General features: G+C 66.7%; 19 protein-coding genes. 9 read left to right on the top strand and 10 right to left on the bottom strand.

Translation table 11 applies throughout. From position 1 onward, the window contains the following. Window position 1: 1 nt before the first annotated feature. The gene (locus tag AC3B6A_RS21945; protein WP_488399214.1) at window positions 2-1,303 is read right to left on the bottom strand and encodes a nitrate/nitrite transporter; all 1,302 of its coding nucleotides are present in this window, start codon (window positions 1,301-1,303) and stop codon (window positions 2-4) included. Between the two features lie 172 nt (window positions 1,304-1,475). On the opposite strand from AC3B6A_RS21945, the gene AC3B6A_RS21950 reads away from it, so the two are divergent. The 3 genes from AC3B6A_RS21950 to AC3B6A_RS21960 all read left to right on the top strand — a co-directional run bounded on the left by AC3B6A_RS21950 (window position 1,476) and on the right by AC3B6A_RS21960 (window position 4,645). Then, complete coding sequence (locus tag AC3B6A_RS21950; protein WP_488399215.1) at window positions 1,476-3,338, top strand: histidine kinase; 1,863 nt, start codon at window positions 1,476-1,478, stop codon at window positions 3,336-3,338. Continuing rightward, window positions 3,335-3,985 (top strand): two-component system response regulator NarL, encoded by a 651-nt coding sequence (narL, locus tag AC3B6A_RS21955; protein ID WP_488399216.1) that lies wholly within the window; start codon window positions 3,335-3,337, stop codon window positions 3,983-3,985. The genes AC3B6A_RS21950 and narL overlap by 4 nt, the downstream gene beginning before the upstream one ends. Window positions 3,986-4,276: 291 nt before the next feature. Beyond that, window positions 4,277-4,645 (top strand): putative zinc-binding protein, encoded by a 369-nt coding sequence (locus tag AC3B6A_RS21960; protein ID WP_488399217.1) that lies wholly within the window; start codon window positions 4,277-4,279, stop codon window positions 4,643-4,645. Window positions 4,646-4,797: 152 nt separating this feature from the next. Here the strand turns inward: AC3B6A_RS21960 and ubiT are convergent, their stop codons facing one another. The 9 genes from ubiT to AC3B6A_RS22005 form a co-directional block, all read right to left on the bottom strand. Further along, window positions 4,798-5,271 (bottom strand): ubiquinone anaerobic biosynthesis accessory factor UbiT, encoded by a 474-nt coding sequence (gene ubiT / locus AC3B6A_RS21965; RefSeq protein ID WP_488399218.1) that lies wholly within the window; start codon window positions 5,269-5,271, stop codon window positions 4,798-4,800. Continuing rightward, a complete protein-coding gene (locus AC3B6A_RS21970) occupies window positions 5,265-6,155 on the bottom strand; it encodes a U32 family peptidase (RefSeq protein ID WP_488399220.1) in 891 nt (296 codons plus the stop codon). Before AC3B6A_RS21970 ends, ubiT begins: the two co-directional genes overlap by 7 nt. Before the next feature lie 10 nt (window positions 6,156-6,165). Beyond that, on the bottom strand, window positions 6,166-7,161 hold the full coding sequence (ubiU, locus tag AC3B6A_RS21975; RefSeq protein WP_488399221.1) for a ubiquinone anaerobic biosynthesis protein UbiU: 996 nt from the start codon (window positions 7,159-7,161) through the stop codon (window positions 6,166-6,168). Between the two features lie 55 nt (window positions 7,162-7,216). Beyond that, complete coding sequence (locus AC3B6A_RS21980; protein WP_488399222.1) at window positions 7,217-8,449, bottom strand: molybdopterin molybdotransferase MoeA; 1,233 nt, start codon at window positions 8,447-8,449, stop codon at window positions 7,217-7,219. Next, a complete protein-coding gene (gene moaB / locus AC3B6A_RS21985; RefSeq protein WP_488399223.1) occupies window positions 8,446-9,000 on the bottom strand; it encodes a molybdenum cofactor biosynthesis protein B in 555 nt (184 codons plus the stop codon). The genes AC3B6A_RS21980 and moaB overlap by 4 nt, the downstream gene beginning before the upstream one ends. Window positions 9,001-9,135: 135 nt before the next feature. Then, window positions 9,136-9,588: a molybdopterin synthase catalytic subunit MoaE gene (moaE, locus tag AC3B6A_RS21990; RefSeq protein WP_488399224.1), complete on the bottom strand. Its 453-nt coding sequence runs from the start codon at window positions 9,586-9,588 to the stop codon at window positions 9,136-9,138. Window positions 9,589-9,592: 4 nt separating this feature from the next. Further along, complete coding sequence (locus tag AC3B6A_RS21995) at window positions 9,593-9,841, bottom strand: MoaD/ThiS family protein (RefSeq protein WP_488399225.1); 249 nt, start codon at window positions 9,839-9,841, stop codon at window positions 9,593-9,595. After that, on the bottom strand, window positions 9,838-10,344 hold the full coding sequence (moaC, locus tag AC3B6A_RS22000) for a cyclic pyranopterin monophosphate synthase MoaC (protein WP_488399226.1): 507 nt from the start codon (window positions 10,342-10,344) through the stop codon (window positions 9,838-9,840). Before moaC ends, AC3B6A_RS21995 begins: the two co-directional genes overlap by 4 nt. A gap of 286 nt (window positions 10,345-10,630) precedes the next feature. Further along, the gene (locus AC3B6A_RS22005) at window positions 10,631-12,022 is read right to left on the bottom strand and encodes a PhoH family protein (RefSeq protein ID WP_488399227.1); all 1,392 of its coding nucleotides are present in this window, start codon (window positions 12,020-12,022) and stop codon (window positions 10,631-10,633) included. A 386-nt stretch (window positions 12,023-12,408) separates the two neighbouring features. Between AC3B6A_RS22005 and yaaA the strand changes: the two genes are divergently transcribed. The 6 genes from yaaA to AC3B6A_RS22035 all read left to right on the top strand — a co-directional run bounded on the left by yaaA (window position 12,409) and on the right by AC3B6A_RS22035 (window position 21,337). Continuing rightward, a complete protein-coding gene (yaaA, locus tag AC3B6A_RS22010; RefSeq protein ID WP_488399228.1) occupies window positions 12,409-13,188 on the top strand; it encodes a peroxide stress protein YaaA in 780 nt (259 codons plus the stop codon). A gap of 977 nt (window positions 13,189-14,165) precedes the next feature. Further along, the gene (gene algD, locus AC3B6A_RS22015) at window positions 14,166-15,476 is read left to right on the top strand and encodes a GDP-mannose 6-dehydrogenase (protein ID WP_488399229.1); all 1,311 of its coding nucleotides are present in this window, start codon (window positions 14,166-14,168) and stop codon (window positions 15,474-15,476) included. A gap of 210 nt (window positions 15,477-15,686) precedes the next feature. Further along, a complete protein-coding gene (alg8, locus tag AC3B6A_RS22020) occupies window positions 15,687-17,168 on the top strand; it encodes a mannuronan synthase (protein WP_488399230.1) in 1,482 nt (493 codons plus the stop codon). Between the two features lie 34 nt (window positions 17,169-17,202). Continuing rightward, entirely contained in the window at window positions 17,203-18,372 is a 1,170-nt protein-coding gene (locus AC3B6A_RS22025; protein WP_488399231.1) for an alginate biosynthesis protein Alg44, read from the top strand. Between the two features lie 14 nt (window positions 18,373-18,386). Then, window positions 18,387-19,796, top strand: a complete 1,410-nt coding sequence (algK, locus tag AC3B6A_RS22030; RefSeq protein WP_488399232.1) for an alginate biosynthesis TPR repeat lipoprotein AlgK — start codon at window positions 18,387-18,389, stop codon at window positions 19,794-19,796. A 101-nt stretch (window positions 19,797-19,897) separates the two neighbouring features. Next, entirely contained in the window at window positions 19,898-21,337 is a 1,440-nt protein-coding gene (locus AC3B6A_RS22035; RefSeq protein ID WP_488403668.1) for an alginate export family protein, read from the top strand.

Genomic DNA, 21,337 nt, shown 5'->3' on the forward strand with positions numbered 1-21,337 from the left:
CTCAAGTTTGGCTGGAAGGAATCGGGGAGGCGTCGAAGCCGGCCACCTGGGCCTGGCCGTCGATGCGCCGCTGCTGCTTGATCGCGTAATGCATCCAGACCATGCAGACCACGGTCAGGCCGAACAGCAGCATGAAGCAGGAGGAACGCACGCCGATGCGGTCGGCGGCGTAGCCGAACAGGATGGGCAGGCAGAAGCCGCCGAGGCCGCCGATGACCCCGACCATGCCGCCGACGGTGCCCATGTTCTGCGGGTAGTAGTCGTGGATGATCCGGTACACGCTGGCCTTGCCGAAGCCCTGGGCGATGCCGACGACGAACACCAGGAAGGTGAACAGCCAGACGTTCAGGCCGATGCCGAGGCTGACGTCGCCCTTGATGCCGTGGATGGTCATGGTGGTCTGCGGGTAGGAGAGGAAGAACAGGCAGACCAGGCAGATCCAGAACACGCCCCAGTTCACCGAACGGGCGCCGTAGTGGTCGCTGAACCAGCCGCCCAGGGCGCGGACCATGCCCGACGGCAGGGTGAACAGCATGGTGATGAAGGAAGCGGTCTTCAGGTCCAGGCCGTACTCGGCGATGTAGTACTTGGGCAGCCACAGGGCCAGGGCGACGAAGCCGCCGAAGACGAAGAAGTAGTACAGGCCGAAGCGCCACACGCGCAGCTCGCCCAGCGGCGCCAGCTGCTTGGCCAGGGTCGGCCGCGGCCGGCTCGGGTCGGCGTCGCCGCCCTTGGCGTGGGCCGGGTCGGTCCAGGTGCAGCACCAGAACAGCAGCGCGGTGACCAGCATCGCCACCGAGTAGATCTGCGGCACCATGCGCCAGCCGAAGGCGACCACGATCATCGGCGCCACCAGGTTGGTGATCGCCGCGCCCGCGTTGCCGGCGCCGAAGATGCCCATGGCGGTGCCCTGGCGATGCTTCTCGAACCAGGACGAGGTGTAGGCGATGCCCACCGCGAAGGAGCCGCCGGCCAGGCCGACGAACAGGCCCAGCACCAGGTAGTGCCAGTAGAGGGTGGCGAAGGCCAGGCCGTAGATCGGGATGGCCACCAGCAGCATGTGGATGAAGAACACGATGCGGCCGCCGAAGCGGTCGGTGATCAGCCCCAGCGGCAGGCGCACCAGCGAGCCGGTGAGGATCGGCAGCGCCACCATCAGGCCGAACTGCGCCTCGGACAGGCCCAGCTCCTCCTTGATGCGAATACCGATGATCGAAAACATCGTCCAGACCGCGAAGTTCACGGCGAACGCCAGTGTGCTCATGCCGAGCACGGAGTACTGTTTCTGACGATGGGAGAGCATGGCTAAGCTCACTCGGTAATGGCTTTGCCCGCACGTTAGGTAAGGCTTAAGTCCCGACTGTTGATCGCCATCAATGAGCCAAAGGGCGATTCATGAGCAGATGCGCAGCGCTACCCCTTAGGGAGTATGCTTTTTTCCTACACCTAAAGTATTGTTTTAAAAGGCATTTTCAATGAGTACGGTGCACTCCAGCGAACCTTCCGGCAGCGACCGGATCTTTGTGGGTAGTACCCCCGCCGGCCGCCCTGCCCTGCGCAAATCCATCGTCGTGCGCTTCGGCTGCTACCTCACCCTGCTGGTTTCCCTGGCGCTCGCCGGCATGTTCAGCGCCCTGCTGTTCGCCGACTACTCGCACCAGGATGCCGCGGTGATCAACCAGGCCGGCTCGCTGCGCATGCTCACCTATCGCCTGGCGCTCGACCCCTCGCCGATCAACCGCCAGGCGCTGCATGAGACGCTGAGCGCGCGCCTGGACAGCCCCGAGATCAGCCACCTGCTGCAGCGCGCCGACGCCGACGCGCCGATCCGCCGGCAGCACGCGCAACTGCGCCGGGAACTGGAGCAGCTCGACCTGTCCCGGGCCCCGCTGCTGGAAACCCTGGACACCTTCGTCAACCACATCGACACCTTCGTCGGCACGCTGCAGAACAACGCCGAGCACCGCTCGACGATGCTCAGCACGGTGCAGGGCCTGTGCCTGTTCCTCAGCCTGCTGGTGGTCTTCGTCAGCCTCTACGACCTGAGCTACCACGTGGTCGGCCCGCTGCGCGACCTCACCAGCACCGCCCGCCGGCTCGGGCGCGGCGACCTCAGCGCGCGGGTCAGCAGCAGCGGCGAGGACGAACTGAGCCAGCTGGGCGAACGCTTCAACCAGATGGCCGAGGAACTGCAGGCCATCTACGGCGAGCTGGAAGCGCGGGTCGAGGACAAGACCCGCGACCTCTCCAGCAGCCACCAGCGCCTGGAGCTGCTCTACGCCAGCGCCCGCCGCCTGGGCCAGGACCCCTACGACGAACGCACCCTGCAACCGCTGCTCAACCAGCTGGAGCGCGTCCTGCAGGCCGGCAAGGTGACCCTCTGCCTGAACAAGGACGGCGTCGAGCGCGCCTACACCTCGCTCACCACCGACGGCGTCACCGGCAGCTTCTGCCTGCAGGGCAACTGCGGCGCCTGCCGCGCCCAGGCCAATTACTGCGGCGACTCCGTCCGCGGCATCAACCCGCTGCTGATGCAGCCGCTGAGCATCGGCGAGCACCGCTTCGGCGAACTGTTCATCGAGACCGCCAGCGGCCGCCTGGAGGACTGGCAGCACCAGTTCGTCGAAGGTTTCTGCGACAACATCGCGCGCACCTTCGCGCTGTCCCTGCAGCAGGACCAGGAAAACCGCCTGGCGCTGTTCGCCGAGCGCAGCACCATCGCCCGCGAGCTGCACGACTCGCTGGCGCAATCGCTGTCCTACCTGAAGATCCAGGTCAGCCGCCTGGCCACCCTGCTCAAGCGCGAGGAGTCCGCGCAGAAGATCGACGAGACCCTCGACGAACTGCGCGAAGGCCTCAACAGCGCCTACCGGCAACTGCGCGAGCTGCTCACCACCTTCCGCCTGAGCCTGGAGCAATCCAGCCTGGAGGCGGCGCTGGTGAAGACGGTGGAAGAATTCGGCGAGCGCGGCGACCTCGCCATCGAGCTGGACAACCGCCTGGCGCACCTCCCGCTCAACCCCAACGAGGAGATCCACATCCTGCAGATCATCCGCGAGGCGCTCTCCAACGTAGTGCGCCATGCCCGCGCGAGCCACGCGCGGGTAAGCCTCGCCAGTGACGCCGACGGCCAGGTGTGTATCACCATCGACGATGACGGAGTGGGCCTTGACCCAGCGCAGAGCCGCAGTGGGCACTATGGGCTTAGCATCATGCGGGAACGCAGCCAGACCCTCGACGCCTCCTTCAACATCGCCCCGCGCGAGCCGCACGGCACCCGCGTCAGCGTGCGCTTCACCCACAAAACCCTGTCGCAATCCCCGGAGACCCTTTCATGACCACCCCCACCGACGACCGCGCCCGCATCCTCCTCGTCGATGACCACCCGATGATGCGCAAGGGGGTGATCCAGCTGCTGGAGTTCGAGGACGACCTCTGCGTGGTGGGCGAGGCCGGCAGCGGCGAAGAGGCCCTGCGCCTGGCCGCGGAGCTGGAGCCGGACATGATCCTGCTCGACCTGAACATGAAGGGCATGAACGGCCTCGACACCCTGCGCGCGCTGCGCGAGAACGGCGTCGACGCGCGCATCGTGGTGTTCACCGTCTCGGACGACCGCAACGACGTGATCAACGTGCTGCGCGCCGGCGCCGACGGCTACCTGCTCAAGGACATGGAGCCCGAGCGCCTGCTCGAACACATCCGCCAGGCCGCCACCGGCCAGCTCGCCATCAGCCCGCAGCTGACCCAGGTGCTGGCCCAGGCCCTGCGCGGCGACGACCGGCCCAAGGGCATCGAGGAGCTCACCGAGCGCGAACGGCAGATCCTCCGCCAGCTCGCCAACGGCTACAGCAACAAGATGATCGCCCGCAAGCTGGACATCACCGAAGGCACGGTGAAGGTCCACGTCAAGCGCGTGCTGCACAAGCTCGGCATGCGCTCGCGGGTCGAGGCGGCGGTGTGGGCGGTGGAGAAGCATCTGGTCTGATCGCCACGCCGACCATGACCCTACCTGTAGGAGCGAGCTTGCTCGCGAACAAACCCCGCTGCGGACCTTGTTCGCGAGCAAGCTCGCTCCTACGAAGAGCCTTCCCCGGATCGTAGCTCCACCCATCCTACGATCTCGCCACGCCCGAACACGGCCTCGCCTGCACAGCCCCTGCTCGCGCCTGCGGAAGTCTGTACCTCCCTGGTAGTAGTGATCTACGCAACTTGATTCAGATCATGTCGCGACACCACGTCGCAGCGGGACACTGCCGCTCTCACCCTGGAGGTCCCCATGCCGCCCTCGCCGCAACTGCCCCTCGTCTATTCCTGCTCCGGCTGCTCCAACCTCGCCCAGCTGGCCAACGATCTCGCCCTGCGCCTGGACCGCGACGGGCTGGCGGAGATGTCCTGCATCGCGGGCGTCGGCGGCGACGTGCCGGCGCTGGTGAAGAAGGCCTGCTCCGGCCGGCCGATCATCGCCGTGGACGGCTGCCACCTGCACTGCGTGCAGAACTGCCTGGCGCGCCACGGGGTGAAGGCCGAGCATGAAATCACCCTCACCGAATACGGCCTGAAGAAACGCTACGGCCAGGACGCGCCGGTGCAGGACTTCGAGATGCTCTACGAGGAACTGCAGTTCCTCGTGCGCGTCCCGGCCTGAGGCTCCGCAGCCCAGGCAAGGCACAAGGCCAACGGACGGGCGCTGACGCAGGATGGGTCGGGCGGCGTTCCGCGAGCTTGCGATACCCACGCAGTCCCGGCAGGGCAACTGATGGGTATCGCTTCGCTCCACGCCATCCTACGGCGAGCGGATCAGGCGTTCTCCTGCACCACCCGGCTGGCGCGGCGCATGGCGTTCCACAGCCAGGCCGGCAGGCTGTCCGGGTCGAGGCTGTCGATCAGGTTCTTCACCGCCAGCCCCAGTTCGGTATCCCCTTCGATCACCAGACGACGACGGAAGAACAGCGTGTCCGGGTCCTCCTGCCGTCCGGCGAGCAGCAGGAAGTCGCGCCAGCTGCCGCGGATGGTCACGCTCGGCGCGCAGGCGTCGGCGAAGCGCAGGCCGTCGCGACCCCGGGTCAGGCTCCAGCCCAGGCCGAGATCGCTCACTTCCAGGCGCAGCCAGTGGCCGTCGAGGATGTCGAAGGCGCCGTCCGCCAGCGGTTCGGCGAACAGGCGGTTGGCGGCACGCTGCAGCACCGCGCGCTGCAGCCCGGAAGGGACGCGCGCGGCCAGCGGCAACAAATGGTCGGCGGCGCGCAGGGCGCCGGCTTCAAGACTCAACACAGGTTCACCTCATCGCTGCGCAGCATGCCCGGGCGGCCATGCCAGTATCCGTTGCACCCTTCCACCGCCAGCGGCGGCGTGGCGCCCTTGCGCACCCGGTCGAAGGCCTGCACCACCTCCACCATGCCCTGCGCACGCGGGCTCAGGCGCAGCAGGTCGGCGCCGCATTCCTGCAGCGAGGCGTAGTCCGCCAGCAGGTTGCTGACCTCGCCGGACATGGTCTGGATGCCGTTGAGGGTGAACAGCGGCGTGCCTTCCTGGCTGAGCATCGACATGCCCTCGGGGTAGTTCAGGCAGCAGAACTGGCAGTCGTCCTTGGGCCGGTTTTCCGCCCGCGCGGTGAAGCAGCGCGCCGAGTAGGCCAGCGGCAGGTGGCCGTAGGCGAAGACTTCGGTTTCCACGTCGTCGATGCCCAGTTCCCGCGCCTGTTCGATCACCGCGCTGATCTGCTCGCCGGAGCATTCCACCGGCGGCACCCAGCGGCGCAGGCCGGCGGCGCGCAGCTCGCCCAGCGCATGGCCGTTGTAGACGTTCAGCGCCGGCCCGCCGACGAACTCGACGCCGAGCCCGCTGAGGATCTGCACCGCGCCCATGTCGTTGGCTTCCACGCGCAGCTCGCCGTTGGCGCACAGCCGGCGCAGCGACGACAGCTCCGACGACGCCTCGATCAGCGCCAGCCCGGAGATCAGGATCTGCGCCCCGCTCTGCTGCTGCAGCTCGCGGCCCAGTCCCAGCCAGTCGTCCAGCGACAGCGCGCGGCGCTTGGAGCAGACGGTCTCGCCGATGTAGATGGCGTCCAGCGGTTGCTCGGCCATCTGTGCGTAGAATTCCAGGAGTGTCCGGCGGTCCCAGTAGAACAGCACCGGTCCCAGGCTGAGTTTCATCACGACTTCCTCACTGCCAGGATCGATGGTAGGCGCCCAGGGTTGTCTGGTGGCCTTCGGAAAGCTTGTCCAGGGCGTCCTGCCATTGCGTCAGCGCGCGGTAGTCCTGCGGCGCGCGTTTCCAGGCGTCCAGCGCCTGGCGCCAGACCCGGGTGACCTGCTCGACATAGGCCGGGCTGCGTTGCCGGCCCTCGATCTTCACCGCCGCCACGCCGATCTCCGCCAACTGCGGGATCAGGTCGATGGTGTTCAGGCTGGTGGGTTCCTCCAGCGCGTGGAAGCGCTCGCCGTTGACCACGAAGCGGCCCTTGCACAGGGTCGGGTAGCCGGCCGGTTCGTCCGGCGCGTAGCGGTCGATCAGCACGTCGCCCAAGCGCGAGGTCAGCCCCTCGGGCTCCTCGCTCCAGCGCACCGCCTTGGCCGGCGAGCAGACGCCGCAGAGGTTCGGCGACTCGCCGGTGACGTAGGACGACAGGTGGCAGCGCCCCTCGGCCATGATGCACAGGCTGCCGAAGGCGAAGACCTCGATCGGCACCGGGCTGTTCGCCGCCACCTGGCGCACCTGCGCCAGCGACAGCACGCGCGGCAGCACCGCGCGGCGGATGCCGTAGCGCTCGTGGTAGAAGGCCAGCGCCGCGACGTTGGTGGCCGAGCCCTGGACCGACAGGTGCAGGGCGAGCTTGGGGTGGCGCTTGGCCGCGTAGCCGAGCACCGCGCAGTCGGCGGCGATCAGCGCGTCCACGCCCAGGTCGGCGGCATGGTCCACGGCGCGCTGCCAGCGCGCCCAGCCGGCCGCGCCGGGGTAGGTGTTGACCGCCACGTACATCTGCTTGCCGGCGCTGTGGATGAGTTCCACGCCCTGGCGCAGCTGGCGCTCGTCGAGGTTGAGGCCGGCGAAGTGCCGGGCGTTGGTGTCGTCGCGAAAACCGACGTAGATGGCGTCGGCGCCTTCGCGCAGGGCCGATTTCAAGGCGGGCAGACTCCCCGCCGGACAGACCAGTTGCATGTATCCCCCTGACCAATGGATGGCCGCCGGAACCCGCCGGCGGCCGGGAACGGCATCAGGCGCCGAGTTCGCTGAACGCCAGGAATGGCACCGGCTCGCCCATGCGCAACGTGCGCCCGGCCTCCACCACCACCAGGCCGTCGGCCCAGCTCGCCGCCCGCAGCATGGCCGAGCCCTGCTGCGGATGCGGGCAGACGCGCGCGACGCCCGAGGCGTCCAGCTCCAGACGCGCGCGCAGGTACTGGCGGCGGCTGTTGGGCGTGGGCCAGTCGAAGCCGGCCGGCAGCGACACCGGCAGCGTCTCCACCGCGCTGCGCCCCTGGGCGCGCCAGAGGAACGGCCGCGCCACCACCTGCGCGGTGACCAGCGCGGCGGCCGGGTTGCCCGGCAGGCCGATCCACGGCTTGCCGGCGACGCTGCCGAAGGCCAGCGGCTTGCCCGGCTGGATCTTCAGTTTCCACAGGTGCAGTTCGCCCAGCTCGCGGATCGCCTGCTTGAGGTAGTCGCGGTCGCCCACCGACACGCCGCCGCTGGTGATCAGCACGTCCCACTCGGACGCGGCGAGGCTCAGCGCGTCGCGGCTGGCCGCCAGGGTGTCGGCGAGCACGCCGTAGTCGTGCACTTCCATGCCCCAGCCGCGCAGCAGCGCGCCGATGCTGAAGCGGTTGGCGTTGTAGATCTGCCCCGGCGCCAGCGCCTCGCCCGGCTCGCGCAGCTCGTCGCCGCTGCTCAGCAGGCACACGCGCAGCGGCCGGTACACCGCCACGCGGTCGAGGCCGACGCTGGCCAGCAGGCCCAGCTCCTGGGCGCGCAGGACTTTCCCGGCGCTGAGCAGCAGGTCGCCTGCGCAGAGCTCCTCGCCGCGCCGGCGCACATGGCTGCCGTGGGCGACCGGCGGCACCTGCAGCCAGTCACCGTCGACCTGGCAGTCTTCCTGGGCGATCACGCTGTCGGCGCCCGGCGGCAGCGGCGCGCCGGTGAAGATGCGCATGGCCTGGCCGGGTTGCAGTTCGGCCTGCGCCGCGTCACCGGCGGCGATGTAGCCGGAAATCCTAAGCCGCGCGCCGCCGTCGGCATCGGCGCTGCGCAGGGCGTAACCGTCCATCGCACTGTTGTCCCACAGCGGCAGGTCCAGCGGCGCAAGGATGTCTTCGGCGAGCACCCGCCCGCGCGCGCTTTCCAGCTCGATGCGTACCGCCGGCGGCGGCAGGGGAACGAACGCCATCAGCGCCGCGATGGCCTCGTCCACCGGCCGCAGGCCGGCGCCGGAACATCCGCAGCCGCTCATGAGCGGGTACCGCAGACCAGCACCGGGCGCTCGGGCAGGCGCTTGAGATGGGGGACGAAATTGCACGGCCGGGTGCGGCTGTCCAACTGCTGCACGAGGATCTTTTCCCAGGCGGTCAGGCAGGCGCCGGTGGAGCCGGGCAGGCAGCAGATCAGGGTGCCGTTGGTGATGCCGGCGAGGGCGCGGGACTGGATGGTGGAGGTGCCGATCTCCTCGCGGGAGACCTGCCGGAACAGTTCGCCGAAGCCGTCCACCGTGCGTTCCAGCAGCGGCGCGACGGCCTGCGGGGTGTTGTCGCGGGCGGTGAAACCTGTGCCGCCGGTGATCAGCCCGACCTGTACCTTCGGGTCGGCGATCCAGGCCGAGACCACGGCGCGGATCTGGTAGATGTCGTCGATCACCAGCTGGCGTTCGGCGAGGGCGTGGCCGGCGCGCTGCAGGGAAGTCACCAGGGCCTGGCCGGAGGTGTCGTTGTGCAGGCTGCGGGTATCACTGACGGTGAGAACGGCGATCTCCAGCGCCTGGAATTCCTGGGTGCTCAGGTGGCTCATGGGGGCTTTCCGAAATTTGGCTGGCGCCAGCCTGCGCCCGTTGGAAGACGCCGCCCATTCCTCCTAGGAGGTACCACTCCGCCGTTCCCCGGAGATCGCCGATGTATTGCCGCAGCGCAATACCGCGGGCGCGGATCAGCGCTCCCAGCGCTCGGCCGCGGACTGGTCGCTGCAGCGACCTTCAACCCAGCGCGGGCCTTCGCGGGTGTCTTCCTTCTTCCAGAACGGCGCGCGGGTCTTGAGGTAGTCCATGACGAAGTTGCAGGCGTCGAACGCCGCCTGGCGGTGGGCGCTGGCGCTGCCGACGAAGACGATCGGCTCGCCCGGTTCCAGGCGCCCGATGCGGTGCAGGATGTCCAGGCGCAGCAGCGGCCAGCGCTGGTTGGCCTCGACGGCGATCTTCTCCAGCGCCTTCTCGGTCATGCCCGGATAGTGTTCGAGGAACATTCCGCCGACCTCGCGGCCGTCGTTGAAATCGCGCACGTAGCCGACGAAGCCGACCACCGCGCCGACGCCGACGTTGGCGTCGTGCAGCGCATTGAGTTCGGCGCCCGGATCGAAGGCCGCCGCCTGGACGCGGATCGCCATGGCTTCAGCCTCCGGTCACGGTGGGGAAGAAGGCCACCTCGTCGCCGTCGGCGAGGGGCTCGTCGAGCGAGCACAGTTCCTGGTTGCGCGCGCACATCAGGTTCTGCTCGCCGAGCACCGCCCAGGCTTCGCCACGCTCCAGCAGCAGGCGCCGCAGGTCGTCGAGGCTGGCCAGGGACGCGCTCCAGTCCAGCTGCTCGCCGTCCAGGCCGAGGGCTTCGCGGTAACGGGCGAAGTACTGCACGCGGATCATGGGGTGTCTCCTGCCACGCTGTCTTTTGCCACGCTGTCTTCCAACAAGTAATGGCCGCTCTTGCCGCCGAGCTTCTCCAGCAGGCGCACGCTTTCGATGGTCATGCCGCGGTCCACGGCCTTGCACATGTCGTAGATGGTCAGCGCGGCGACGCTGGCGGCGGTCAGCGCTTCCATTTCCACGCCGGTCTGCCCGGCCAGCTTGCAGCGCGCGACGATGTGCACGCAGTCCTCGCCCTCCGGCGCCAGCTCGACCTTGACGCTGGTGAGCAGCAGCGGGTGGCACAGCGGGATCAGTTCATGGGTCTTCTTCGCCGCCTGGATGCCGGCGATGCGCGCCACGGCGAACACGTCGCCCTTGGGGTGGCCGCCGTCCTGGATCAGCCTGAGGGTGTCCGGGAGCATGCGCACCCGGGCTTCGGCCACGGCCTCGCGGGAGGTCACCGCTTTTTCGGTGACGTCGACCATGTTGGCGCGGCCTTGGGAATCGAGATGGGTCAGCACGGGCGGGAACTCTCCGGAGAATGCGGACGATCAGGGGGAACAGTGTAACCCCGGGACGCGCCGCCGGCAGTATGGCGCGCGGCGCGTTGGAGGAAGGATTGTATACAGGAAGAGGTACCGGCGGGATGGGCGATGGAGCCGGGTGGGTTCGCGAGCAGGCTCGCTCCTGCGACGAGCGGGCCTGTCGCACCCGTGCTTCCCGCGAGCACCGGACCTGTAGGAGCGAGCTTGCTCGCGAACCGCCCGCACGGAAAGAAAAGGCCCGCCGATTGGCGGGCCCGGTTGGTTACAGATGCGTCTCGGCAAACTCCGCCAGCACCGAGCGCGGCACCCCTTGCAGGGTCACGTGCACGCCGTGGGGGAAGTCCTTGAAGCGCTCGGTCAGGTAGGTGAGGCCCGAGCTGGTGGCCGACAGGTAGGGCGTGTCGATCTGCGCCAGGTTGCCCAGGCAGATCACCTTCGAGCCGTTGCCGGCGCGGGTGATGATGGTCTTCATCTGGTGCGGGGTGAGGTTCTGGCACTCGTCGATGAGGATCAGGCTCTGCTGGAAGCTGCGCCCGCGGATGTAGTTCAGCGATTTGAACTGCAGCGGCACCTTGCTGAGGATGTAGTCGACGCTGCCGTGGGTGCACTCGTCGTCCGAATGCAGCGCCTCCAGGTTGTCGGTGATGGCGCCGAGCCAGGGCTCCATCTTCTCCGCCTCGGTGCCCGGCAGGAAGCCGATGTCCTCGTCCAGCCCCTGCACGCTGCGGGTGGCGATGATGCGGCGGTAGCGCTTGCTGACCATGGTCTGCTCGATGGCGGCGGCCAGGGCCAGGATGGTCTTGCCCGAACCCGCGGCGCCGGACAGGTTGACCAGGTGGATGTCCGGGTCGAGCAGCGCATAGAGCGCCAGCGCCTGGTAGATGTCGCGCGGCCGCAGGCCCCACGCCTCCTGGTGCAGCAGCGGCTCCTGGTGCAGGTCGAGGATCAGCAGTTCGTCCTGCTGGATGCCCTTGATCCAGCCGACGAAGCCCTGCTCGTCGACGATGAACTCGTTGATGTGCACCGCCGGCAGGTTGTCGGTGAGCTGTACGCGATGCCAGGTGCGGCCGTGGTCCTGGCGGGTCTCGACCTTGCTCACGCGGTCCCAGAACGAGCCGGGCAGCGAGTGGTAGCCACGCGACAGCAGGGCGACGTCATCGACCAGCTGGTCGGTGTGGTAGTCCTCGGCGAACACCCCGCAGGCGCGCGCCTTCAGGCGCATGTTGATGTCCTTGGTCACCAGCACCACGCGCCGGCTGCCATGGCGACTCTTCAGCTCCACCAGTTGGTTGATGATCTTGTTGTCGTTGAGGTGCTCGGGCAGCCAGGTGATCGGCTCGGCCCGCTTGCTCATGAGGATCGACAGGCTGCCGCAGGGGCCGCTCTTGCCGCGCTGGATGGGGACGCCATCCTCCACCTGATCGGGAGAGGCCTCGCCCAGTACCGAATCGATGAGGCGGATCGCCTGGCGGCACTCCGCCGCCACGGTGTGCTTTCCGGTCTTGAGCTTGTCCAGCTCCTCCAGCACCGTCATCGGAATGGCGACGTGGTGTTCCTGGAAATTCAGCAGCGCGTTGGGATCGTGGATCAGAACGTTGGTATCGAGGACGTACAGGGTGGGCTGGGTGGGGCTGGAGCGTCCATGGTCATCCATACGCGGTTCACCTCTTCTGGTGGCGTTACGACGGAATGCCGTTACAGCGCTCCGCCGAGCGGTGAGCCGCCTGCTCTCGCTGCCGGGGCGCGAGTGCTCTGCATATAAGGGACGGGCCGGGGCCGCCACCTGTCTGCAGGGTTCGGCGGTCTACGTCTCCAGAAATACAGGAAAAAACATGACGATAAAAAGTCTTTTTCCTTCTCACGCAGCTTTTTTTCTTCCTACGACGAAATACCTTGGCGACGGTTTCGCGCGGCGCTAGTTTTAGAAGTCCCACCCCGCGCAATTTCGTCCCCGCCCCGCTTCAGCGCCTATCGCTCCCATAGCTGGAGCCATCGCCCGCGACTCCTTACAATCGCCGCTCGCTTGTAGGAGACCGCACGATGCTGATGGTGATTTCCCCCGCCAAGACCCTGGATTACGACACCGCGCCGGTGACGCAGCGCTTCACCCTGCCCGAGCACCTGGACGATGCGCAGGAACTGATCGGCATCCTGCGGGAGCTGTCGCCGGCGCAGATCGCCGAGCTGATGAGCCTGTCGGACAAGCTGGCCGGGCTGAACGCCGCGCGCTTCGGCAGCTGGCACCCGGACTTCACCCCGGCCAACGCCAAGCAGGCGCTGCTGGCGTTCAAGGGCGACGTCTACACCGGCATGCGGGCCGAGGACTTCAGCGAGGACGACTTCGACTTCGCCCAGCGCCACCTGCGCATGCTGTCCGGCCTTTATGGCGTGCTGCGGCCGCTGGACCTGATGCAGCCATACCGCCTGGAAATGGGCACCAGACTGGCCAACGCCCGGGGCAAGGACCTCTACGCCTTCTGGGGCGAGCGCATCAGCACCTGGCTGAACCAGGCCCTGGCCGAGCAGGGCGACGAGGTGCTGCTGAACCTGGCGTCCAACGAATACTTCGGCGCGGTGAAGCGCAAGGCGCTGAACGCGCGGGTGATCGACACCGAGTTCAAGGACCTGAAGAACGGCCAGTACAAGATCATCAGCTTCTACGCCAAGAAGGCCCGCGGGATGATGGCGCGCTACGTGGTCAAGGAGCGCCTGCGGAGCCCGGAGGGCCTGAAGGACTTCGACTACGCGGGTTACGCCTATAGCGCCGAGCACTCCAAGCCGGACCAGCTGGTGTTCCTGCGCGACCATCCCGAAGACTGACCCGCCACCTCGGGAGCCCGTCGGGCTCCCCTCCCCGCGATTCCGGCCTCCTCTCCCCGCCTGATGCCAATTCGCCTGTAAGCCATTGACCATGAAATGAGTCAGTCAAAAGGCTACGAATTGGCTACTTCTTGTACAAAAAGCGCCTCAATGTCCTTGCTCCGCGAAGGGTCTTGATAGCCGTTCGTCTGCTTCGCGGCAGATGGCGGGACTTTTTTTCGAGCGAAAATCCGCCTTCCCTGGCAGGAAAACCTGCCGATTTCCGCCTCCGCCAGCCGTCCGGTGGCCACTAACAGCCCATTGCCATGACGTGCATTTCACGATTGCAACTTGCAATGGAAAAAGCTGAACGGCGGCTGAATGAATGCATCGAGGCGATGCGCGGTCGCATTTAACGAAAAATTAAAGTGAACTTTCCGGCATCTTGCAGATTGCACTGCGGGGAATTCCCGCTGAACAACTCCTGATTGGCCAGCATCCCGGCATCAAATGATGTCACTTGGATATTTCAGAAGATTTCAGGAACGGGATGAATGGAAGGAACTAACCGCTTTTGAAAAAAATCCTATTTCCGCAACAACCATTTATGAAACTCACGAAGTTCATTGATGGCATGGGTGTTTTGGTTCTACCGATAATTCCATATCGGCATTTAACGATCACAAGCCCATGAAAAACTGAACTTTTCAGATGAGAAGGTAATCATCGATGCAGACTCGAGCACACCAGCACGGATAACACAGCCCCACTGTAATCCTGCTGAAACAACACAGGGCAGGCATATTGAAGTTTGCCCCAATACAGTGCTCTGAAGTTTAGCACTACTTTCCCTGCCTGACCGGAGGAAGTACGGAGGACACCTGAAAGTGCCTTCCGCGGGTTCACTCGACCTTAAATAAGTTGCTCTTCGGAACAGCCTGAATAAACCGCCCCTCGGGGCAAATTTGAAAGCTCGACAATTGAACGAGGTGAATGCGATGCGAATCAGCATCTTTGGTCTTGGGTATGTTGGCGCAGTGTGTGCCGGCTGCCTGTCCGCACGAGGCCACGAAGTCGTCGGGGTGGATGTTTCCACCACCAAGATCGATCTGATCAACAAAGGAAAGTCGCCCATCGTCGAACCCGGTCTGGAAGCGCTGCTGGAGCAGGGCATCCGTTCCGGTCGCCTGTCGGGCACCACCGACTTCAAGAAGGCCGTGCTGGACACCGATGTGTCGTTCATCTGCGTCGGTACGCCGAGCAAGAAGAACGGCGACCTGGACCTGGGCTACATCGAGTCGGTCTGCCGCGAGATCGGCTACGCCATCCGCGAGAAGAAAGAGCGCCACACCGTGGTGGTGCGCAGCACCGTGCTGCCGGGCACCGTGAACAACGTGGTGATCCCGATCATCGAAGACTGCGCGGGCAAGAAGGCCGGCGTCGACTTCGGCGTGGGCACCAACCCGGAGTTCCTGCGCGAATCCACCGCGATCAAGGACTACGACTTCCCGCCCATGACCGTCATCGGCGAGCTGGACACCCAGACCGGCGACCTGCTCGAAGAGATCTACCGCGAGCTGGACGCGCCGATCATCCGCAAGACCGTCGAGGTCGCCGAGATGATCAAGTACACCTGCAACGTCTGGCACGCCGCCAAGGTCACCTTCGCCAACGAGATCGGCAACATCGCCAAGGCGGTGGGCGTCGATGGCCGCGAGGTGATGGACGTGATCTGCCAGGACCGCAAGCTGAACCTGTCGCGCTACTACATGAAGCCCGGCTTCGCCTTCGGCGGCTCCTGCCTGCCCAAGGACGTGCGCGCCCTCACCTACCGCGCCAGCCAGCTGGACGTCGAGCACCCGATGCTCGGCTCGATCATGCGCAGCAACCAGCACCAGGTGCAGAAGGCCTTCGACATCATCAGCGCGCACGGCAGCCGCAAGGTCGGCCTGCTCGGCCTGTCGTTCAAGTCCGGCACCGACGACCTGCGCGAGAGCCCGCTGGTGGAGCTGGCCGAGATGCTGATCGGCAAGGGCTACGACCTGCAGATCTTCGACCGCAACGTCGAGTACGCCCGCGTCCATGGCGCGAACAAGGAGTACATCGAGTCGAAGATCCCCCACGTCTCCTCGCTGCTGGTCTCCGACCTCGACGCGGTGGTGAAGACCTCCGACGTGCTGGTGCTGGGCAACGGCGACGAGCTGTTCGTCGACGTGGTGAACAAGGCGCCCGCCGGCAAGAAGGTGGTCGACCTGATCGGCTTCATGCCGAGCACCACCGACGACCGCGCCGAAGGCATCTGCTGGTGATCCGTTTCGATCGGCTGCGCGTCGGCCCGGCGGCGTTGGAGAGGAACTCGGGAATGCTCATTCACTGCAGTGAACTGCGCTTCCTCGTCCCTCTCCGCCTTGCCGGACTCTAGCTCGCTCGATCGAGACCTTACCCGCAAAGCGAAAAGCTCCGGTTACCAGCGCGCCAAGCGCGCTGGTAACCGGGCCTAACCCAACGGATGCACGACGATGGAAACCTACAAAAGAGCAATCGGTGAAGCCACGGGCTGGCTGGTCTTCCTCAGCCTGCTGATGGGGCTGGCGCTGGCCGTGCCCAAGACCGTGTTCGACGCCGACTCCAAGGACTTCCTGCTGCTGATCGGCGCGGTCGGCATCTGGCGCTACTCCATGGGCGGCCTGCACTTCCTGCGCGGCATGCTGTTCCTCTACGGGGTCTACCCCTACTACCGCCGCAAGCTGCGCAAGATGGGCGACGCGGCCGATCCATCGCATGTCTTCCTGATGGTCACCAGTTTCCGCATCGACGCGCTGACCACCTCCATGGTCTATCGCTCGGTGATCAAGGAGGCCATCGCCTGCGGCTACCCCACCACCGTGGTGTGCTCCATCGTCGAGATGTCCGACGAGGTGCTGATCAAGCAGCAGTGGCGCAAACTCAACCCGCCGGAACACGTTTCCCTGGACTTCGTGCGCATTCCCGGCACCGGCAAGCGCGACGGCCTGGCCCACGGCTTCCGCGCCATCTCCCGCGACCTGCCGGACGAACACGCGGTGGTCGCGGTGATCGACGGCGACACCGTGCTGGAGCCCGGCGTGGTGCGCAAGACCGTGCCCTGGTTCAAGCTCTTCCCCAATGTCGGCGGCCTGACCACCAACGAATTCTGCGAGGTGCAGGGCGGCTACATCATGAGCGAGTGGCACAAGCTGCGCTTCGCCCAGCGCCACATCAACATGTGCTCGATGGCCCTCTCCAAGCGCGTGCTGACCATGACCGGCCGCATGTCGGTGTTCCGCGCCCAGGTCGTCACCGACCCGGACTTCATCACCGACGTGGAAAGCGACCACCTGGACCACTGGCGCCTGGGCCGCTTCCAGTTCCTCACCGGCGACGACAAGTCCAGCTGGTACAGCCTGATGCGCCTGGGCTACGACACCTTCTACGTGCCGGACGCGGCGATCAACACCGTCGAGCACCCGCCGGAGAAGAGCTTCATCAAGGCCAGCCGCAAGCTGATGTTCCGCTGGTACGGCAACAACCTGCGGCAGAACTCCCGCGCCCTGGCCCTGGGCCCGCAGCGCCTGGGCTGGTTCACCAGCGTGGTGCTGTTCGACCAGCGCCTGTCGATGTGGACCTGCCTGCTCGGCCTGGTCGCCGCGATCATCGCCAGCATCAAGTACAGCATCGCCTTCCTGCTGATCTACCTGCTGTGGATCGGCCTCACCCGCTTCGTGCTGACCCTGCTGCTGTCGCTGTCGGGGCACCACATCGGGCCGGCCTATCCGCTGATCCTCTATTACAACCAGATCGTCGGTGCCCTGGTGAAGATCTACGTGTTCTTCCGCCTCGACCAGCAGTCGTGGACCCGCCAGAACACCAAGCTCGACCGCGGCCTGGCCAGCTTCCAGCAATGGTTCAACACCTGGTCCTCGCGAGCCATGACCTTCTCCGCGGCCAGCGTGTTCGTTGCCGTGCTGCTGACCATCGTCTGACGACCCTTTTTAGCTACGAACAGGACTCGCCCACATGAATACCGCCGTCAATGTCAACGTCGTGCACGAATCCGAAGCCCAACGCCAGCACGCCCGGGTCAAGCTGCCCGCGCGCATCCGCTACATCGGCGCCAACCGCGAAGGCGTCGACGCGCGCCTGCTGGACATCTCCGCCGGCGGCTTCGCCTTCACCGCCAGCGCCGCGCCGGTCCAGGTAGGCGACCTGCACAAGGGCAAGCTGCTGTTCCAAATCGACAGCATCAGCTTCTCCCTGGAAGTGGACTTCCAGGTGCGCTCCTTCGAACCCGACAGCCGCCGCGTCGGCTGCGAGTTCCAGCACCTCAAGCCACGCGAGGTCGCCGCGCTGCGCTACCTGATCACCTCCTTCCTCGCCGGCGAGGTGATCAGCGTCGGCGACATGCTCAACACCCTGCAGCGCGAGAACTTCACCAAGGCCCGCAAGCACGGCATCGGCGGCGCCGGCATGGGCTTCTTCGGGCGCATCCGCGCGGTGACCCTGAGCACCGCGATCTTCGTGGTCGGCGTCGGCGCCTTCGCGGTGATCCTCAACCAGATCTACAACCTGTACTTCGTCACCCGCGCCGACTCGGGCGTGGTCAACGTCGCCAACCAGCAGATCACCATGCCCCGCGAAGGCACCGTGGAAAGCCTGGTGGAAGCCGGCGCCGAAGTCGCCAAGGGCGCGCCGATCGCCAGCTTCTCCGCCAACCTGCTGGACCTGCTCAAGGGCAACCTGACCGAAGAACAGCTCAACCCCAGCAACATCGAGAAGCTGTTCGGCCACCAGATGAAAGGCACCCTGACCAGCCCGTGCGACTGCCGCGTGATCGAGCAGCGCGTGGCCAATGGCCAGTTCGCCAACAAGGGCGACGTGATCTTCATCCTGACCCCGCGCGACAGCACCGCCACCGTCGAGGCGCGCTTCCCCTACCGCAGCGCCGCCGACCTCTCGCCGGGCACCGCGGTGAGCTTCCAGATCGCCGGCGACAGCGAAGTACGCGGCGGCCGCATCGTCCGCACCGCGCCGGTGGACGGCGACCTGGCCTCGGAAATCCGCGTACAGATCCAGCCCGACCAGCCGCTGGACACCCAGCTCGCCGGCCGGCCGACCGAAGTCAGCATCGGCGGCCTGCCGGGCCGCACCCTGCTGAACAAGGCGATGGCCCTGGCCACCGCACGTTAATGAGGGAAGCTGCCATGAACCGTCCCGTCGAAGCCCCCGTCCTGAAGCTGGCACCGAAGCTGGCCCTGGCACTGGCCATCGCCGTGGCCGCTGGCTGCGCCGGCCTGCCCGACCAGCGCCTGGCCCAGGAGGCCCTGGAGCGTGGCGACATCGCCACCGCCCAGGCCAACTTCCAGTCCCTGGCCACCCTGGGCTACGCCGACGCACAGGTCGGTCTGGCCGACATGCAGGCCGCCACCGGCGACCCCGCCGAGCAGGCCCGCGCCGAGAAGCTCTACCGCGACGCCGCCGAAACCTCGCCGCGCGCCCGCGCCCGCCTGGGCAAGTGGCTGGCGGCCAAGCCCGGCGGCACCGACGCCGAGCGCCGCGAAGCCGAACAGCTGCTGACCCGCGCCTTCGACGAGGGCGAGGACAGCGCGCTGGTGCCGCTGATCGTCCTCTACCTGCAATACCCGCAGGCCTGGCCGAACGTGAACCCGCAGCAGCGCATCGACCAGTGGCGCGCCCAGGGCCTGCCGCAGGCGGACCTGGCGCAGATCATCCTGTACCGCACCCAGGGCACCTACAACCAGCACCTGGGCGAGGTCGAGCAGGTCTGCCAGCGCTGGCTGAACCGCATGGACGTGTGCTGGATGGAGCTGGCCACCGTGTACCAGATCCAGGGCAACGCGGATAAGCAGAAGGCTCATATCGAAGCGCTCAAGGCCGCCTGGAAGGCCGGCCGCGTGCCCTCCGAGCGCGTCGAGTCGGTGGCCGGCGTGCTGGCCGACGAAAACGTCGGCACGCCCGACCCGCAAGCCGCGCAGGCCCTGCTGAGCGAGATCGCCCCGGCCTACCCGGCCGCCTGGGTGAGCCTGGCCAAGCTGCAGTACGACAACCCCGACCTGGGCGACCTGGACCAGATGCTCGACTACCTGAAGAAAGCCCAGGACGCCGCCCAACCGCGCGCCGAGCTGCTGCTCGGGCGCCTCTACTACGACGGCAAGTGGGCTCCGCAGGAGCCGCAGAAGGCCGAACAGCACCTGCTCAAGGCCGCCGCCACCGAGCCCCAGGCGCATTACTACCTGGGCCAGATCTACCGCCGGGGCTTCCTCGGCAGGGTCTATCCACAGAAGGCCGTGGACCATCTGCTGATCGCCGCGCGGGCCGGGCAGGCCAGCGCCGACATGGCGTTGGCGCAATTGTATTCGCAGGGACGTGGCATTCGGCCAAATCTGGTCAACGCTTACGTCTTCGGCGAGCTTGCAAAACGCCAGCAGGTCCCCACCGCCAGTGACCTGATGGCGCAGATCGAGCCGCAGATACAACCGGCCGACCGCACCGCGGCCCAGCAGTTGCTCAAGCGCGAGGAACAAACGCGCGGCGCCAACTGGCAAGCCACCGTCAGCCTTCTGCAGAACAACCAGGAACAAGAAAACCTATGAAGCGCATTGACCTGATGACCACCCCGCCGTTTGCTCTTGTCGAAGGGATTAAGCCGCGAGCTCTGGCTTCCGCTGTTCGCCGCGCACGCCTGTTCCCAGCCATGCTCGGCGCCGGCCTCAGCCTCGCCGGCACCCTGTTCGGCAGTTTCGCCCAGGCGGCCGAGGAGCCGCCGAAGAACTTCGGTATCGACATCAAGGTCACCGCCGAATCCGAGGATGACCGCGACCTGGGCACCGCCCCCGGCGGCGATCTCAACGGCATCGGCATCGACCTGCGTCCCTGGGCCTTCGGCCAGTGGGGCGACTGGAGCGCCTACATGATGGGCCAGGCGGTCGCCGCCACCGACACCATCCAGACCGACACCCTGCAGTCCGACGACATCACCAACGACAGCAGCGGCAGCAACGGCAGCGACAACAAGCGCGAGCCGGACGACGCCTACCTGGCCCTGCGCGAGTTCTGGGTCGACTACGCCGGCCTCACCCAGTACCCCGGCGAGCACCTGCGCTTCGGCCGCCAGCGCCTGCGCGACGACAGCGGCATGTGGCAGGACACCAACATCGAGGCCCTGAACTGGACCTTCGACACCACCCTGCTGCGCGCCCACCTCGGCACCGCCCAGCGCTTCTCCGACTACCGCACCGACATCACCGACCTGGCGCCGGAGGACGAGGACCGCGCCCACGTCTTCGGCGACATCTCCACGCAGTGGATGCCCAACCACTGGGTCGGCCTGCGCCTGCACCACTCCGACGACAGCGGCAACCTGCCGGACCCGGGCGAAACCATCGACTCGCTGGACAAGCGCTCCACCGGCGACCTCACCTGGGTCGGCATCGAAGCCAACGGCGACGGCTACAACTGGCGCTCGCAGATGCCCCTCAACTACTGGGCCAGCGCCACCTGGCTGACCGGCAACCGCGACCGCCTGACCACCGCCGCGGTGAACGGCGACACCGTCGCCACCGGCAAGCAGAGCGGCGACGTGGATGCCTACGGCGTCGACCTCGGCCTGCGCTGGAACATCGACGAGCAGTGGCGCGCCGGTGCGGCCTACGCCCGCGGCAGCGGCGGCGGCAAGGATGGCGAGGACCAGTTCGAGCAGACCGGCCTGCAGAGCAACCGCTCCAACTTCACCGGCACCCGCGCCCGCGCCAACCGCTTCGGCGAAGCCTTCCGCGGCGAGCTCTCGAACCTTGAAGCGGCCACCCTGTTCGGCGCCTGGCAACTGCGCGAGGACTACGACGCCAGCCTCATCTACAACAAGTTCCGCCGCGTGGACGGCGACTCGGACATCGGCAACAGCGGCATCAGCGCCCCGCTGGTGAACGACTCCAAGGACCTCGGCCAGGAGGTCGACCTGGTGGTGACCAAGTACTTCAAGCAGGGCCTGCTGCCGGCGTCCATGAGCCAGTACGTGGACGAACCCTCGGCACTGATACGCCTGCGTGGCGGCGTGTTCAAGCCGGGCGACGCCTACGGCAGCCACGTCGACTCGACCATGCACCACGCCTTCGTCGACGTCATCTGGCGCTTCTGA

Source organism: Pseudomonas sp. B12(2026) (assembly GCF_057767015.1).

What these genes read in the sequence shown, in the direction of transcription:
- AC3B6A_RS21945 (WP_488399214.1), bottom strand. Translation starts at nt 1,303, where the DNA reads ATGCTCTCCCATCGTCAGAAACAGTACTCCGTGCTCGGCATGAGCACA.
- AC3B6A_RS21950 (WP_488399215.1), top strand. Translation starts at nt 1,476, where the DNA reads ATGAGTACGGTGCACTCCAGCGAACCTTCCGGCAGCGACCGGATCTTT.
- narL (WP_488399216.1), top strand. Translation starts at nt 3,335, where the DNA reads ATGACCACCCCCACCGACGACCGCGCCCGCATCCTCCTCGTCGATGAC.
- AC3B6A_RS21960 (WP_488399217.1), top strand. Translation starts at nt 4,277, where the DNA reads ATGCCGCCCTCGCCGCAACTGCCCCTCGTCTATTCCTGCTCCGGCTGC.
- AC3B6A_RS21970 (WP_488399220.1), bottom strand. Translation starts at nt 6,155, where the DNA reads ATGAAACTCAGCCTGGGACCGGTGCTGTTCTACTGGGACCGCCGGACA.
- ubiU (WP_488399221.1), bottom strand. Translation starts at nt 7,161, where the DNA reads ATGCAACTGGTCTGTCCGGCGGGGAGTCTGCCCGCCTTGAAATCGGCC.
- AC3B6A_RS21980 (WP_488399222.1), bottom strand. Translation starts at nt 8,449, where the DNA reads ATGAGCGGCTGCGGATGTTCCGGCGCCGGCCTGCGGCCGGTGGACGAG.
- moaB (WP_488399223.1), bottom strand. Translation starts at nt 9,000, where the DNA reads ATGAGCCACCTGAGCACCCAGGAATTCCAGGCGCTGGAGATCGCCGTT.
- moaE (WP_488399224.1), bottom strand. Translation starts at nt 9,588, where the DNA reads ATGGCGATCCGCGTCCAGGCGGCGGCCTTCGATCCGGGCGCCGAACTC.
- AC3B6A_RS21995 (WP_488399225.1), bottom strand. Translation starts at nt 9,841, where the DNA reads ATGATCCGCGTGCAGTACTTCGCCCGTTACCGCGAAGCCCTCGGCCTG.
- AC3B6A_RS22005 (WP_488399227.1), bottom strand. Translation starts at nt 12,022, where the DNA reads ATGGATGACCATGGACGCTCCAGCCCCACCCAGCCCACCCTGTACGTC.
- yaaA (WP_488399228.1), top strand. Translation starts at nt 12,409, where the DNA reads ATGCTGATGGTGATTTCCCCCGCCAAGACCCTGGATTACGACACCGCG.
- algD (WP_488399229.1), top strand. Translation starts at nt 14,166, where the DNA reads ATGCGAATCAGCATCTTTGGTCTTGGGTATGTTGGCGCAGTGTGTGCC.
- alg8 (WP_488399230.1), top strand. Translation starts at nt 15,687, where the DNA reads ATGGAAACCTACAAAAGAGCAATCGGTGAAGCCACGGGCTGGCTGGTC.
- AC3B6A_RS22025 (WP_488399231.1), top strand. Translation starts at nt 17,203, where the DNA reads ATGAATACCGCCGTCAATGTCAACGTCGTGCACGAATCCGAAGCCCAA.
- algK (WP_488399232.1), top strand. Translation starts at nt 18,387, where the DNA reads ATGAACCGTCCCGTCGAAGCCCCCGTCCTGAAGCTGGCACCGAAGCTG.
- AC3B6A_RS22035 (WP_488403668.1), top strand. Translation starts at nt 19,898, where the DNA reads ATGCTCGGCGCCGGCCTCAGCCTCGCCGGCACCCTGTTCGGCAGTTTC.